The sequence below is a fragment of the Mesorhizobium sp. M0140 genome, assembly GCF_040322475.1.
GTDB lineage: Bacteria > Pseudomonadota > Alphaproteobacteria > Rhizobiales > Rhizobiaceae > Mesorhizobium.
Map to the genome: position 1 here is coordinate 72,513 of NZ_JAMYTM010000002.1, position 16,289 is coordinate 88,801.

Consider the following 16,289-nt stretch of genomic DNA (forward strand, 5'->3'; position numbering starts at 1 on the left):
TACAGCGAACAATTTTACAGGGGGCTTTCAGAAATCGGAGCGCCCGAGACTCGCTATACAATAGAATTCGATTAAGGATTTACACGGGGCGCGTGTAGTCCCCGAAGGACTCGCCAGGGATGGGAACTACCGAGACTTCTCGGCAAGTTGGTGAGATAGCGGCGCGTGGGGAGGATTTCCACGCTCGCGCCGGCTATCGCCGTTCGCGAATCGCCAGGCATCTCTGGAAGACGACGGCGCTGACGACGCTGGCGCTCGGCCTTTCCGGTCCGGCGGCCCATGCCGATCCGAACGGCCTGTGGCAGCCGCAGATCCGCGCTATCATCGGCGCCGACAACAATGGCGGCAACGCCGCGCTCGAAGGTTTCATCCCGCTCAAGCAGACGGCCGAATCCGTGCTGTTCCTGGATGTCCGGGCCAAGCACGATTTCAAGGATGGTTTCGGCCAGGATGTCGGCCTCGGCATTCGCCGCATCGTCAACCCGGACCTGATGATCGGCGGCCACGCCTACCTCAACATCGAGAACTACAACTCCACCCAGTTCACCGCCGCCACGCTGGGCGCCGAGGCGATCACGCCTCATTTCGATGCGCATGTGAACGTCTATCTGCCGATCAAGGGCGATTCAACGGATCACTCGGCCAGCTCGACCCTGTCGATGGTCAGCAACCAGCTGATCGAGCAGATCTCGGTCATCGACCACCGCGACTACGCGGCGTGGGGCATCGAGGGCGAGATCGGTGCGCAGGTGCCGGTCGCCCTGCCCGACAAGCATTCGCTGCGGCTCGACATCGGCGGCTATCATTTCGAGGATCCGCATGGCGACGACGGCAGCGTCACCGGCGCCAAGGCCGGGTTCGAGTATACGATCGGCGATGTCTTCGGCAGCAACACGGAACTGGTCTTCGCCGGCGAGGTCCGCAACGACAATCGCGACGACACCCAGTTCGCCGGCAGTGTGCGGCTGAACATCCCGTTCAATCCTGGCAGCGGCTCGGACAATGCAGACGGGACCGATAGCGGGGCGGAGCCGGTCTATCCGGTCAGCGAAGGCCTTCGCAAGCGCGTCAACGAACGGGTGCGTGGCGACATCGGCGTCCGCGTCCAGTCGCAGACGCTGACCGGCGGCACGACCACGCGCATCGCCATCAACGCCGCCACCAGTGCCGCCTTCGGCAAGTTCTATTTCGCCGACGGCGGCCTCGCCGGCGCCGGCACGCTGGCCGACCCGACGACGCTGGACGACGCCGTGACCAAGTCGGGTGCGAACGGCTTTGTCGTCGCGCTTGGCGGCAACGGCAATCTGACGACCGGCGGCGTGACGCTCGCCAATGGCCAGACCGTCATCGGCGGCGGCGAAAGCGTCACCGCCAGGCTGTTCGGTGGCGGCACCAGCACCTTCAACCTGGGCGGCAGCGACGGCACGATCCAGGGCACCAACGTCGTCAACCCCGTCATCACGCTGGGCAACGGCAACACGCTCAACGGCATCACCATCACGGGCGGCGCCAACGGCATTTTGGGCAACAACATCACCGGCGCGACGCTGACCAATGTGACGGTCACCGGTGCGGGCGGCAACGGCGCCGACTTCACGGGCAGCTCGACCGGCATCACCGGCTCCAACTTCACCGCCCCCGGCAACGGCCTCGACGGTCTGCACATCGACGGCGACGGCACCTACAATTTCACCGGCACGACGCTGCTGCAGGGCAATCTCGACGACGGTCTCGATATCACCGGCAAGGGCACCTACACCTTCGCCACCGTCAATGCGCAGGACAATACCGACCGCGGCATCACCGTGCAGGGCACCTCGACCGGCGGGACGTTCACCACCACCGGCGGCACAATATCGGGCAATGGCGGCACCGCCGTCTTCATCGATCCGATCACCGCTCATGTGGTGCTGGACTCGATCAGCCAGAGCGGCGGCACGTCGGGTGTCGTGCTCGAGAATGTCGCGGGCAGCTTCACGGTCAACGGTGCGACGACGATCTCCAACACGACCGGACCAGCGATCGCCATTTCGGATTCGCCGGCGACGATCCGCTTCGGCGACATCAGCATCACCAACCCCGGCGCCGACGGCATCTCGTTTGCCGGCGTCAATGCGGCGGTGGTCGCCGGCAACATCGTCATCTCCGGACTGGGTGTCGGCACCGGCCTCGACTTCTCCGGATCCAGGACCAATTTCACCGCGCAGTCGCTCAACATCACCGGCACCGGTGCTGCCGGCTCGATCGGCATCGACCTGACCTCACCGAGTGTTGGCGGGGCGGTCATCACCATCACCGTTGGCGGCGTCATCACCAATGTCGATACCGGCGTGCGGCTGGGCATAGCCGGCACGCCGGGGGCCACGGCCAACGCCGAATTTACCTTCGGCGGCGATTCCAGCTCCATCTCCGGCATCACCGCCTCGCTCGATGCGCGCGGGCTCAATGAGGGCAGCGGCCACTACGCCTTCGGCACGACACAGTTTACCGGCCCGCAACTTTACGATCTGCGCAACTACATCTTCGTCGCGGCCGGGGCTTCGGGCGGCGGCACGTCGATCACCGACCTCGCCTCGATCGATTATGCCGACAGCATTACCGCCAGCGACGCCATCATTGTGCTGGTCAACCGCGGCACAATCGACGACGCCACCGGCTTCTCGCTGAGCGACGGACAGGAACTGGCCTCGTTCGGCAACGGCCGCGAGTTCTCGCTCGGCGGGGTGCCGTTGAATGTCACCGGCACCAACGTCCATCACGACGAATCCATCTCGGATTCCGCGGGCGCGGCAACGCTGACCAGTTCCGGCGGCGGCGATGTCGTGACGCTGGGGAACGGCAACACGTTGCTCGATTTCAATATTTCCGGTGGCGCCGCCGCCGGCATACACGGCCTGGGCATCAATGGCCTGACCGTCCAAGGCGTGACGGTCAGCAATGTCGCTACCGGCCTCTTCCTCGATGGAGTGACCGGTACGGTCTCGGTCGACGACCTGACCGTCCAGACCGCATCTCAAACCGGCATCGCGCTTGTCGGTTCGAGCGCGACCGTCAATTTCACCGGCAACACCAAGATCACCAACGCCACCAGTGCCGCGCTGTCCACCAACAATTTCGACGGCATCGCCACCTTCGACGATCTCGACATCACCGGCGGCGGCGTAGGCATAGGCATCGTCGGCGGTTCCAGCGGAACCTTGACCTTCGGGGTCGGGAGTTCCATCGCCAACACGAGCAGCAACGCCTTCTCCATCAGCAACTCGACGCCCAACGTGACCTACAACGGCACCATCAACCAGACCGCTGCTACCAGCGCGGTGACGATCTCCGGCATGAGCGGCGGCAGCGCCACGTTCGGCGGAGCGATCACCGCCAGCACCGCCACCGCCTTCGCGATCAACCTGAGTGGCAACACCGGCGGCACAATCAAATTCACCGGCGGGCTGGATCTGACCACGACGATCGGCACCGGCTTCAGCGCCACCGGGGGCGGCACGATCACAGTCGCGGCCGCAGGCACGGAGCAGATCACCACCGGCACCGGCCACGCGATCTATCTCGACGGCGTCACCATCGGCACCGGCGGCATGGCGTTCGACAGCATCACGACAGGCGTCGTGGCAGCCACAGCGCTCAATTTCAATGCCGTCTCGGGCGGCCAGTTCCTGGGTGGCAATGTCACTATCGGTGGCACCGGTGCCGGCATCAACGGCGTTGCAATCAACGCTTCGTCATCGACCTTCACCATCACCAATTTGGTGACGACCAATGTCGCGGGCACCGATGTCAGCCTGACCAACAACACGGGCTCGATCACGATCCTCGGTGGCACCATCACCAATTCGGGCGTTGGCGACGGTGTCGTCGTTTCCGGTGGCAGCGCGACAATCGGTGTAGCGGCCAACATCTCCAGCTCGGCAACCGTGCCAGGCACGGCGGTCAAGGTCGACGGCACCACCGGCGGCTCGGTGACCTTCAGCGGCAGCATCACCTCGACCGGCACCGGCAATCTTTTCGCGATCGGCTCGTCGCTGCCCCCGGTCGGCGGCGCGATCAGCTTCATCGGCTCGACGCTGTCTGCGACGGGCGGCGGTGGCGCCGTCGTCACCGGCCTTGCCGGCACCGCGACGCTGAACGTCACAGCTCCGCTGTCGATCACCGGCGCGACGGCTACTGGCCTGGCCGTCGCCAATGTCGCCAGCACCGCATCGGCGACCTTCGGGGCGGTGACCGTGTCGGGCGCCACGGGCAATGGCATCGACATCACCAACAATGCCGGCGCCGTCACCTTCGGCACCACCAGCGTGACGATGGGTTCGACCGTAGGTCCAGCCGGCATCAACTTCGCCCTGACCAATGCCGATGTCACATTTGGAACAACCAATGTGACGCTGGGCGCCGGCGCCAACCAGACCGGCATCGACTTCAGCGGTTCGTCAACGACAGCCGATTTCGGCGTGACGACGATCACCGGCACCGACGACCTGACCTCGCGCGGCATCGACCTGTCGTCGACCATCGGCAACAAGACCATCACCTTCCTGCAGGGCTCCAGCATCTCGAAGGTCGGCGTCGGCGTCGAACTGTCGTCCGGCGGCACAACGGCGACGTCGGCCAACGCCAATTTCACCTTTGGCGACGGCAATGCGGGCGACGGGCTGGAATCCTTCATCAGCGCGGCCAGTGGCGGCTACACGGTCAACACGATCGGGCTCGATCCGACGCTCGGCAATTATGATTTCGACGATGTCGCCTTCACCGGCAGCGCCAATCTGGCCAGCGCGGTCGGCGGGGTCGTCATGATTTCCCAGGACGGTGGCGTGATCGCTGCCGGCACCAACGGGCTCAGCGCCGCGGTGACCACGGTCACGGCCGCCCAGGCCGATGCCATGACCGGCACATTGACCTTCGCCTTTGTCGGCACGGTCGATCTGAGCGCCATGCCGTTCACGCTCGATTCGGGCCAGTCGATCGCCGGCTTCGGCAACGGCAGTTCGATCATCACCTCCGGCACCATCCAGCCGATCAATGTCCAGGGCAATCTCGGCGCCACCGGCGGCAACGTCACCGGCAATGAGGGCGTGGTCAAGAGCACGGGCGGCGATACGTTGCAGCTGCTCGGCAGCAATCAGGTGCGCGACACCGCATTCGACTTCACTGGCGGCAGCGGTTCGGTCTTCACCATCGACCAGAATGCTGCCGGCTTCAGCAATGTCGGCGGTATCGTCATCCAGGGCGTCACGGTCAGCAATGTCGCCACCGGCCAGACGGCGTTCAAGGTTGCCGGCCTCGACAGCAATTTGTCGATCACAGACAACAACATCAACGTTGCCGGCACGCTGCTCGACGTCGATGGCGGCACCGGCAACATCACGGTCACGCGCGGCACCTTGCCCAACAGCGGACCGGCGGGCACGCTGACCGGCGGCGGCATCTCGATCGCCAACCGCACCGGCGGCACGGTCGATTTCGCCGACAAGGCGACGGTCAACGGCAGCGGCGTTTCGCTGACCGGCAATACGGGCTCTGTCATCACCTTCGCGGATCTGGATGTCTCCACGAACGGCGTGACAGCGTTCAGCGCCACCGGCGGCGGCACGGTCAATGTCGTGACCGGCACGATCAACGCCACCAACGCGCAGGCGGCGGCGCTCGACGGCATCACGGCCGGTATCAACTTCGCCTCGACAAGTGCCACATTCGCTTCCGGCAGCGGCGTCGACCTGCAGAACCTCAGCGGCACGGCAAGCTTCGGCACCGGTACGCTGACCAACACCGGTTCGGGCACGTCGTTCAATGTCGGCTCGGGGACCGCAGCCAGCGGCGGCAACGCGACGATTTCCTATGGCGGCACGATCGCCAGCAACGGCACGGGCGCCGCGGTGTCGATCCAGAGCATGACCGGCGGCTCGGTGACGCTGTCGGGCAATCTCACCGATACCAATGCGGCGGCCGGCGGCAACATCGTCGTTGCCGGCAACGACGCGGCCGCGATCACCTTCTCGGGCACCAGCAAGGTGATCAGCTCGGGCGCGACGGACGGCGTGAGCTTGGGCATCATTGGCAATTACGCTTCAGCCGTCCCGGCACTCAATACCAACAGCACGATCGACTTCACCAATGGTGGCCTTGCTATAACGACAATGACCGGGGCGGGCTTCGTCGCAATTGGCGATTTAGGCCCGGCTGGCGCAACCTCCACCATCATTACCGTCACCGGCGCCGGCAACGAGATCAATGCCGGCAGCGACGGACTTGTGGTGTATGGTGCCAATGTCGGCAGCGCCGGCATTACCTTCGACAGCATCTCGGCGGACTCCACGATCCCTGCTCTTCCCGGCGACCCCGGCGGTGCCGGCGTGACGCTGTTGGGCGCCAATCTCGTCGGGGATGTCAACATCGGCGGCCTGAGGGATACTGGATACACCGGCGCCTGGCTGTACGCCCTGAGTGGCACCGGGGAGGTCAACTTCACCGGCACGATCGATCTCGACGTCCAATATGCCGGGTTCGATATCGGCGGTCCCGAGGTTGGCACCGTCAACATCGCCAATGTCGCCGGATCCACCCTGACCATCGATGGCGGCCAGTTCGGCATCATACAGAGCTCGCAGGGCGGGACCGTCAACGTCGGCGTCAACGGCAGCGCCAGCATCACGAACACCACCGTCTCGGCTATCAGCCTCGGCGGCGGCAATGACCTGGCCTTCACCACGCTGACCTACAAAGGTTCGATCACGGTCGGTGCGGGATCGGTGATAAGCGCCAGCGGCGATGCGACCCGTCTGAACATGAGCGGTTCCGTCGTTTCCACCACGTCATCGACGGCCTTCGACTTCTTTGGCCATGCCGAAGGCATATACGATATTTCGAGCACCATCGATCACAGCGGTGGCGAGGGTGTCGCCATCGGCGGCTCGGCCAACGGCACGGTCACCTTCTCTGGTACGTCGAAGATATTCAACACCGGCGCCAACGATGCCATCGTCAAGGCACCGTCGTACGTGATGGACCCGCAGACCAGGGGCACGCTCAACTTCACCAATGGCGGCCTCGTCATCACCACCAGCAGCGGCGCCGGCTTCACCGCCAGCACCTTTGGCCCCGGCACGATCAGCGTCACCGGCGACGGCAACACCATCACCACCGGCACGGGCACGGCGCTGAAGCTTGGCGACGCGACGGCGGTCGTCGCCGGGGCGAAAGGCGCGACGGTCGGCGCCGGTGGTATCAAGTTCGATACGATTTCGGTCAATGGCGCGGCGACCGGCATATCGCTCAACAATGTCAGCGGCGGCACCCTCAATCTCGGCGCGGTCGACCTGCAGGGCGTCACCACGACCGGCGTCCAGGTCTCTGGCACGCTCGGCTCGACGCTGAATTTCGCCAGCCTGACCATCGGGCTCAATGCCGCCAATGCGGTCGGCCTCGACCTCAACGGCGCGGCGCTCGGCGCGAGCAACATCACCGCGGACGATTTTGATGTAGACGGCGGCGGCTTCGCCGGCACGATCGGAATCGACATGGCCGGCACCACCGGCACGGGCACGATCCAGCTCGGCGACACCGTCAACAACAATCCGGCCGGCCAGAAATCGACTATCGCCAATGTCGGCTATGGCGTGCAGTTCTCCAGCGCCACCAACGCCAGGCTGGTGTTCGGCGACGGCGCCGGCCCGGCCGAGTCGTCGATCGCAACCACCGGCGGCCACGTCATCCACACCACCGATAGTTTGCCGACCAATGGCGACTACAATTTCAACGACGTCAATTTCACCGGCGACGTTTCCAACCTGTCATCGATCAGCGTCTACTACGTCACCGAAGGCGGCACCGGCGACGGCAGCCTCGCCAATCCGGGCAGTTACGCGGGCGCACAGGCTTCCACGGCCAACGTCGTGGTGCTGATCGACAAGAACGTCAACGGCGCCCAGGAAACCATCGACCTCAGCGGCACCACGTTCAACCTCGATGACGGGCAGGTGCTGCTCGCCTTCAAGAGCGGCGACGCGGCCGTCGATGTTTCGCAGCTCGGTGTCGACACCAGCAGCGGCGCCTCCGCCGCGTTCCACTTCACCACGGTGCAGAACTCGCCGATCATTTCGGCGCCGGGGGGCATCGACACGCTGCGGCCGGTCCTGCAGAGCAACAACGCCACGCAGGTCATCAACCTGGCGACATCAGGCAGCGGCATCTTCACGGGCGGCATCCAGAACCTGATCGTCAGCAATCTCGGTTCCGGTGCGGGCGTTGCCGCCAACGCCACCGGCGCCTCCAGTTTCTTCGTCAGGAACAACACCATCGCCGCCGGCGGCAACGCGCTCGATTTCTCCACCACGGGAGCTCCGGCCAATACGCTTCTGCTGTCGATTGACGGCAACACGCTGCAATCGACCGGCTCCGGCCTCGCAGCGTCCTTCGCCGGTCAGAACATCAATGCAACCGACAACTCAATTGCGATCAGGTCGTTTGCCGGCATCAAGGTGACCGGCGGCGCCGGCAGCGGCGGCATCGCCTTCAACAATGTCCGCTTCGATTCCGACGGCGCCGGCGGCACGGTCAGTGCCGGCACGCTCGGCATCGGTAACCCAGGCGCTCGCGTGCAGGGCAATGGCCTCAGTTTCACCAACACCAGCGGTACCCTTGATCTGGGCACGCTCAGCCTTGCCAACAATGGCGGCACCGGTGTCATCGCCAACACCAAAACCACCAATTTCACGCTGAACAACAGCGGTGGCGTGGTCACCACCAACAACGGCGCGGCATTCGATCTCGATCCGCTGACCGTCAACATGACGTTTGCCACCGTCAGCGCCCTAGGCGGCGCCAGCGGCATCATCTTCGACGGCGTCGCCGGGACCTTCACCGTCACCGGCGGGACAAGCATCACCAACACGACGGGCTTCGGCATCGATGCCATCAACACCAACACTGGCACCTTCAACTTCAACACGGTGACGGTGAACAATGTCACCGTCCCCAACACAGGCGGCGGCATCCGAGTCCAGACCGGCACGCTCAACGTCACCGGTCTCGCCAACATCGACACGACCAGCGGCGTTGGTCTCTGGCAGGCCGGCGGCACAACCAGCTTCACCAATGGCGTCACCATCGACACCACCGCCGGCACCGGCATTCTCGCCACCGGCGGCACGATGGGCATCACCGCTACGGCTGCCGCCCAGACGGTGAACGCAACCGGCGGCACAGCGATCAATCTCTCCGGTGTTGCCGCCACCATCGCGCTCGATTCGACCTCGTCGGCCGGCGGCGTCAACAATGTCAGCCTGACCAATGTCAGCGGAGCGCTCAATCTCGGCACCGGCGCGCTCAGCGGGGCGACGGGCGCGTCCTTCAATGTCGTCGGCGGCACGGCTGCCGTGAGCTATTCGGGCACGGTCAACAATTCGGGCGCATTCAGTCCGGCGCTGAATGTCCAGAGCCGGCTTGCCGGCGCCGGCCTCGTCGCCCTGAGCGGCAATCTGACGGCCAGCGGGCTGGGCGTATCGCTGAACAACAATGCAGGCGGCACGGTGACGGTGTCCGGCGCCTCGAACAGCTTTACCGGTGGGGGCACCGGCATATCGATCACCGCCAACACCGGCGGCACCTACAACATCAGCGGCGCCAGCTACGCCATCGGCATGAGCGGCGGCGGGCTTGGCGTCGATATTGCCGGCAACAGCGCCCCGGTGACGGTCAATTTCAACGGCGGCGGGCTGGCGATCGTGACCTCGGCAGGCGCCGGCTTCAATGCCACGGGCACCGGCACGGTCAGCGTCACCGGCGTGGGCAACTCCATCGCCACGGGCACCGGTGTGGCGATGAACCTGAGCGGCGTCACCGTCGCGGCCACCGGCATGAATTTTTCCTCGACCAGCAACGGCGCCGGCGGCAACAGCGCCGTCGTCCTCACCAACGTCATCGGGTCGGGGACGATCAATCTCGGCGCCGGCTCGCTGGTCGGCGGCAGCTCGGCAACCATCGCCGTCAGCGGCGGCACCGCCAACCTCAACTATACCGGCAATGTCAGTCAGTCGAACAATGCCACCCTGGTCAGCGTCGCGGGCGGCCACAGCGGCACGCTCAACTTCGCCACCGGCGCGCTGTCGGCGACGAACGGCACCGGCCTGCAGTTGGACAATGCGGACGGCATCTACAGTTTCGTCGGCACGACGACGCTGAATGGCGGCAATGCCAGCGTCGACATCCTCAACGGCTCGGGCGGCACGTTCAATTTCGGCACCGGCACCTCGATCATCAGCCCAAGCGGCACCGCGTTCAATGTCAATGGCGGCACCGCCACCGTCACCTATGCCGGCACGATCACGCAAGCCACCACCGGCCAGCGCATGATCGTCGTCGCCGACACCGCCGGCGGTTCGGTGAATTTCACCACTGCCGTGGCGAACGGGCTCAACGACACCGGCGGCACCGGCATTGTGATCGACGGGGCGGCGGGCAGCGTCACCGTCAACAATGCCAGCCTGACGGGCACGGCCGGCATCACCATTCTCGGCGATTCGCTGAACAACGCGACCGGCACCTACACCTTCAACAATGTCGCCATCCAGACCGACGCGGGGGCTGCGAACCATGCCTTTGTCGTCGACGGCGACCAGGGCACGCCAGGCAATGACGACGTCAGCGCGGTCGTCAACCTGAACAATGTCGACATCACCAACCCCGGCGGCAATGTCGCAAATATCCGCGGCATGGCCGGCGGTTTAATCAATTTCGACAGCGCCAGCTCGATCATCCGCAGCGATGGCGGGCTGGGCATTGCCGTGCTCAGCAACGCCGGCGGCACGATCAACTTCGGCGGCGCGGTCAAGACGCTCTCGACCGGTGTTAATGCCGCCGTCATCCTGACCAGCAACCCCGGCGCGACCATCAACTTCACCAATGGCGGGCTGATTATCAACACAACGAGCGGCGGCGGCTTCAGCGCCACGGGCGGAGGGACGGTGACGGTGCAGGGCACCGGCAACACGATCACCTCCGGCACAGGCACGGCGCTCAACGTGGTCAACACGACGATCGGCGCCAGCGGGCTGAATTTCCAGAGCATTTCGGCGAATGGCGGCACCAACGGCATCGTGCTCAACACAACGGGCTCGGGTGGATTGACCGTGACAGGTGTCGGCACCACCGCCGGCTCGGGCGGCACCATTCAGAACACAACCGGGCGCGGCGCCAGTTTCATCAGCGCGAGCAACATCACGCTGAAGAACATGAATTTCACCAATGCCGGAACCACCGATCTCGACGCCGACAATTCAGGGCTTTCGACCGGTGACAACCTCGCGACCAACGCGGCCATCCACCTTCAAAACGTCTCTACGGCGACGCTGGACCGGATCGCCATTTCGGGCGGCGCCGAGCAAGGCATCAACGGCAATACTGTTTCGAACTTCACGCTCAGCAACAGCAGCATATCGAATGCGGGCAATGGCGCGGACGAAGACGGCATCCATTTCTACAACATGTCCGGCACCAGCGCGGTCACCAGCACCACGATCACAGGCAGCGGCGACGACAACTTCCAGCTGCAGACCCAGTCCGGCACGCTCGCACTGACGATTTCAGGCGGCAGCTCGACCGGCGCCGTGCTTGGCAGCGGGTATCTGTTCGGCATCCGTGGAACGTCGAACGCCACGATCAACTTCTCGGGTGCCAATTCGAGCAACAACTTCAGCGGTGGAATCGTCGCCGATGCGTTCGACAGCTCCACGATGAACCTGAACGTCATCAACAGCACGTCGAGCAGCAACAACGATCAGCTGTCCGTCAGCGCCGGGGACAACAGCGATGTGAGCCTCGTCGCCACCGGCAACACGCTGAGCAGTACGGCCACGGGCGACTTCGTCGTGGTGAGCCTACTCGGCTCGGCGTTCGACAACGGCTTCACTTTTGACGCTCGAATTGAAAACAACACCATCACGGTCGCAAACGGGCTGACAGCGGACGGCATAGCGGTATTCAATGCCGGCGGCGGTGCCATGCGGGTCGGAATCAAGAACAACACCATCGACTATGCCGGTACGCAACGCGCCATCCTTGTCCAGACCGGACAGGACGGCGCGGGCAGCATCCTGGCCCAGATAACCGGCAACGCGATTGACATCAAACTGGATGGCGTTGGAAATGCAGCCGCTGGCATTCTCGTTCAGTCGGGCATCACGTCGCCGACGGGAGATGGTTCATCCATCGATTTGAACATAGGCGGCGCCGGCGCTCTGGCCAACACCTTCACGCATTCGCTTGGCGGCACCATGGCGGCCGGCGACATCCGGGTACGTCAACGCAACAACGGGACGATCAACCTTAGTGGCTATGCCGGGGCCCCCACGGATCTGGCCGCCGCCATCGCCTATCTGAACAGCCGCAATACAGTTGTTTCTGCATCAACTGCGACGGCCGACTCGACCGGATTTACCGGGCTCGCCACGCCGCCGTTCCCGTGATGACGACGCTGATGAGGTAGAAAGGCCACCACTCGGCCGGTTCAGTGCCGTGATCTTGGTGCGATGATCTACAGCCTTGGATGTGTACTGTCTTCCTGCGCCTCTCGTTATTTAAATACTGTCTATTATTTTATAAAGTACCTATTTTGTTAGAGAGCCAAGTAGACTTTTGTGTCGTTCCGTGTATTCTACTGATATCTTATGAGGGCGCGAGACATGGCCGAGCCATTTCTATCGGAAATCAGGATTATGTCATTTGTCTTCCCGCCCAAGGGTTGGGCACTCTGTAACGGGCAGCTTTTGCCAATCAACCAGAACCAGGCGTTATTCTCACTGCTCGGAACCACTTTCGGCGGTGACGGCCAGGTCAATTTCGCACTGCCCGATTATCGGGGACGTATCCCAATCCACGTCGGAAGCAGTCACACACTTGGCGAGCGCGGTGGCGAGCAAAACCACACGCTGTCGATTTCCGAAATGCCGACACACGTTCATTTTGCGCAGGCCAGCACAAACACCGGTAGTAGCCAAGATGGTGTTGGGAACGTTTTGGGGGTGGTTCCGGGGCGGCTGTATAGCGACTTCGCGAACGTGACGACGCTGAGCCCGAGCACAATTGCCAGTATTGGCGGCAGTCAGGCGCATCTCAACATGCAGCCGTTCCTGACGCTGAGCTTCTGCATCGCCCTGCAGGGCATTTTTCCTTCGCCAAATTAAGGAGGCGCGACCATGGCACAGCCTTACGTTGGCGAGATACGCATGTTTGCCGGCAACTTCGCGCCGGCCGGCTGGATGTTCTGCGAGGGACAATTGCTGCCGATCTCGGAGAACGAGACACTTTTCCAGCTGATTGGCACAACCTATGGCGGCGATGGCGAGAGCACCTTTGCGCTGCCCGACCTGCAAGGCCGTGTTCCGCTCCATCAGGGCAACGGCTTTATCCTCGCGGAGACGGGAGGCGTGGAGGAAGTCAATATGACAATTTCCCAGATTCCTTCACACAGCCATCCAATGGTCGCGTCCCTGAATATTGGTCAAGATACCAGTCCCAGCGGGAAGGTCGTTGCACAGATTGGCGGTGGCGCCTTGCCCTACATCCAGGACACGACCGATACCAACATGGCCCAGCAGGCTGTAACAGCCGTTGGCGGCAGCCAGCCGCACAACAATTTCCAGCCGTATCTTTGCATCAGCTTTATCATTTCACTTTTCGGCATCTTTCCGTCGCCCACCTGAGAGGACATCATGGCTGACCCGTTCGTCGCCGAAATCCGGATCTTTCCGTTCAATTTCGCGCCCAGGGGCTGGGCGTGGTGCGACGGGCAGTTGCTGCCGCTGTCGCAGAACACGGCGCTGTTTTCGCTGCTAGGCACCACTTATGGCGGCGACGGCAAGTCCAATTTCGCTTTGCCCGATCTGCAAGGCCGTGCGCCGATGTTCTGGGGTCAGGGGCCGGGCTTGTCCCTGCACGATCTTGGCGAGCCTGGCGGTACGGAAACGGTAACCCTGCTCGAATCGGAAATTCCTAACCACACTCACGCAATGCGCGACCATGACATTGATCTGGGCGAGCTCAATGCGCCGTCATCGACGCGAAGCCTGGCCAAATCCACCAACGCAACAATCTATACCCCGGCGGCCAACCTGACGCAGATGAGTCCTCAATCGCTCCCCCCCGCCGGCGGCGACCTGCCACACAACAATCTGCAGCCCTATCTGACGCTCTATTTCTGCATCGCACTGCAAGGCGTCTTCCCACCAAGAACCTGAATTCCGAGCCAACAGGGCAGGGACCAATACGATGGCCAAGAAAGCAGCATCAGAGTCGAAAGCCCCCGCCGCGAAGACGCCAGCGCCAAGGGCGGCTTCCAAGGCCAGGGATGGCGGGCGTCCGGTGCGCTCCGGTCCCGCGCCCGTCTACCAGCACAAGCCGGCCGGCACGTCGTTTTTCGAACTGTCGCGGCTGATGGTGGTGGGGATCGATTCCGCCAAGGGGCAGTTGATCCAGAAGGCGCAGCTTTCGCCGAACGGGCCATGGCCTTCGGCCTGGTCGTTCATCGCGCCCGGCGCCTGGGTGATCATGACGGCGGGCCTCACCAAGGACGGCCGTGTCGCCGTGGTCGCGCAGCCATCGGGAACCACCAATCTGTCCTTCATCACCGAAGACGCCAACCAGATCGGCCCGGTCGAGAAATGGACCGCGCCGATGGGCATCGGCACGCCGCCCGGCGCCACCTCCTATCAGAAGCTTTCGATGGCGCGCGATGCCGACGGCCGCATCGAGGTCTTCGTCACTGACAATCAGGGCCGCATCTGGTGGATCTACCAGAATCCGGACCAGATCGTGCAGGTGCAGAAAACCATCACGCCGCCGGGCACGACGACACCGATCGTCGTCACCGTCGACGTGCTGACGCCGCCGGCCAAACCGTGGAGCGACTGGATCCAGATCCCCGGCGGGCTGGTGACGGTTTCGGCGATACGCCAGGGCGACGGCCGCATCGCCCTGTTCGGCATCAATTCGAACCTGCATCTCTATCGCTGCCAGCAGGCGAAGGCGCAGGCCCTGAAGGCCGCCGACTGGACGGGTTGGGTGCAGATCGACACGACCCAGACAGGTGGCTTCATCGAGATGGCGCCGGTCGTCGGCCCGCTGGGCGCCACCAATCTGTTCGCCCTGACCCAGAACGGCCAGGTGCTGCACACGCGCCAGATGCCCGCCGGATCGGATACGTGGACGCAGTGGGCGACACCCGGCTACTCCAGGGCGCCCAACCTTGCGCTTGCCGCCGGCATCCAGGGCGACGGCGATATCGTGCTGGTCGCCGCCGACCAGCAGCACTTCCTCCAATTCAACGCGCAATGGGATGCCTATACCCAGAACTGGTCGGGATGGCGCGATTTCGGCGCATCCCTTCGCTCGACGCGCCTGACGCTCAACTACAATGCCGACGGCCGGCTCGCTTTGTTCAGCCTGGCGCTCATGCCGGACGGCACCAACGGCCTGTGGACGATCAACCAGATGGGCATCGACAGTTCCGAATGGGAGTATAACTGGACGTCGCTGACCGACAACAATCTCAAGCAGATCGTCGTCGTGCGCGACCTGACGCCGCCGGTCTGACGGTTGATTTACGCCAGCGTGGCGCAAGCGAAGCAGGCCCGTCCGGTCTGGCCCCGGTCTGACACGGCCGGGCTCGGCTTCCGCGCTGCGACGGAAGCGGATTTGCCGTTCCTGTCGCGGCTCTATGCCTCGACCCGCTTCGAAGAACTCGCAGTGACGTCGTGGAGCGAGGCGCAGAAGGCCGAATTCCTCGGCATGCAGTTCCAGGCCCAGCATGCGCATTACCGAAAACACTATCCCGAGGCCGACTGGCTGGTGGTGGAACGCGATAGCGAAGACATCGGCCGCCTCTATGTCGAGCGCTGGCCAAGCCAGCACCGCATCATCGACATTGCCTTCCTGCCGCATCATCGCCGCAAGGGCTACGGCACCGCACTGCTCTGTGACCTCATCGACGAGGCATGGTTAGCCGGCAAATCAGCATCGATCCATGTCGAGAAGCACAATCCGGCGAGACGGCTTTATGCCGCGCTGGGCTTCGCGGTCGTCGAGGACAAGGGCGTTTATGACCTGATGGACTGTGCGCCGGGGGCGGCGGGGCTGGTATGTGACGGCGAGCATCGCAAGCGGCGGCTCTCACCAGCTTCGTCATCCTAGGGCGGAGCAAGGAGCGGAGCGACGCGGCGCAGACCCTAGGATGACGAACGAAGAGGAGAGGCTTCAGCTAATTTCGAAGCGATCAGACCCTCCCTGCGTCA

At 63.7% G+C, this 16,289-nt stretch carries 6 protein-coding genes; all 6 read left to right on the forward strand.

Annotation, left to right across the window (positions count from 1 at the left end):
• Positions 1–119: 119 nt before the first annotated feature.
• Entirely contained in the window at positions 120–12,467 is a 12,348-nt protein-coding gene (locus tag NKJ37_RS02365) for an inverse autotransporter beta domain-containing protein (protein WP_352772471.1), read from the forward strand.
• Positions 12,468–12,683: 216 nt separating this feature from the next.
• On the forward strand, positions 12,684–13,184 hold the full coding sequence (locus NKJ37_RS02370) for a phage tail protein (RefSeq protein WP_023810878.1): 501 nt from the start codon (positions 12,684–12,686) through the stop codon (positions 13,182–13,184).
• A 12-nt stretch (positions 13,185–13,196) separates the two neighbouring features.
• On the forward strand, positions 13,197–13,703 hold the full coding sequence (locus tag NKJ37_RS02375) for a phage tail protein (protein ID WP_023810879.1): 507 nt from the start codon (positions 13,197–13,199) through the stop codon (positions 13,701–13,703).
• Between the two features lie 9 nt (positions 13,704–13,712).
• Entirely contained in the window at positions 13,713–14,237 is a 525-nt protein-coding gene (locus NKJ37_RS02380; RefSeq protein ID WP_023810880.1) for a phage tail protein, read from the forward strand.
• Positions 14,238–14,268: 31 nt separating this feature from the next.
• The gene (locus NKJ37_RS02385) at positions 14,269–15,591 is read left to right on the forward strand and encodes a DUF8189 domain-containing protein (RefSeq protein ID WP_023810881.1); all 1,323 of its coding nucleotides are present in this window, start codon (positions 14,269–14,271) and stop codon (positions 15,589–15,591) included.
• A 3-nt stretch (positions 15,592–15,594) separates the two neighbouring features.
• A complete protein-coding gene (locus NKJ37_RS02390; protein ID WP_023810882.1) occupies positions 15,595–16,188 on the forward strand; it encodes a GNAT family N-acetyltransferase in 594 nt (197 codons plus the stop codon).
• Positions 16,189–16,289: the final 101 nt, after the last annotated feature.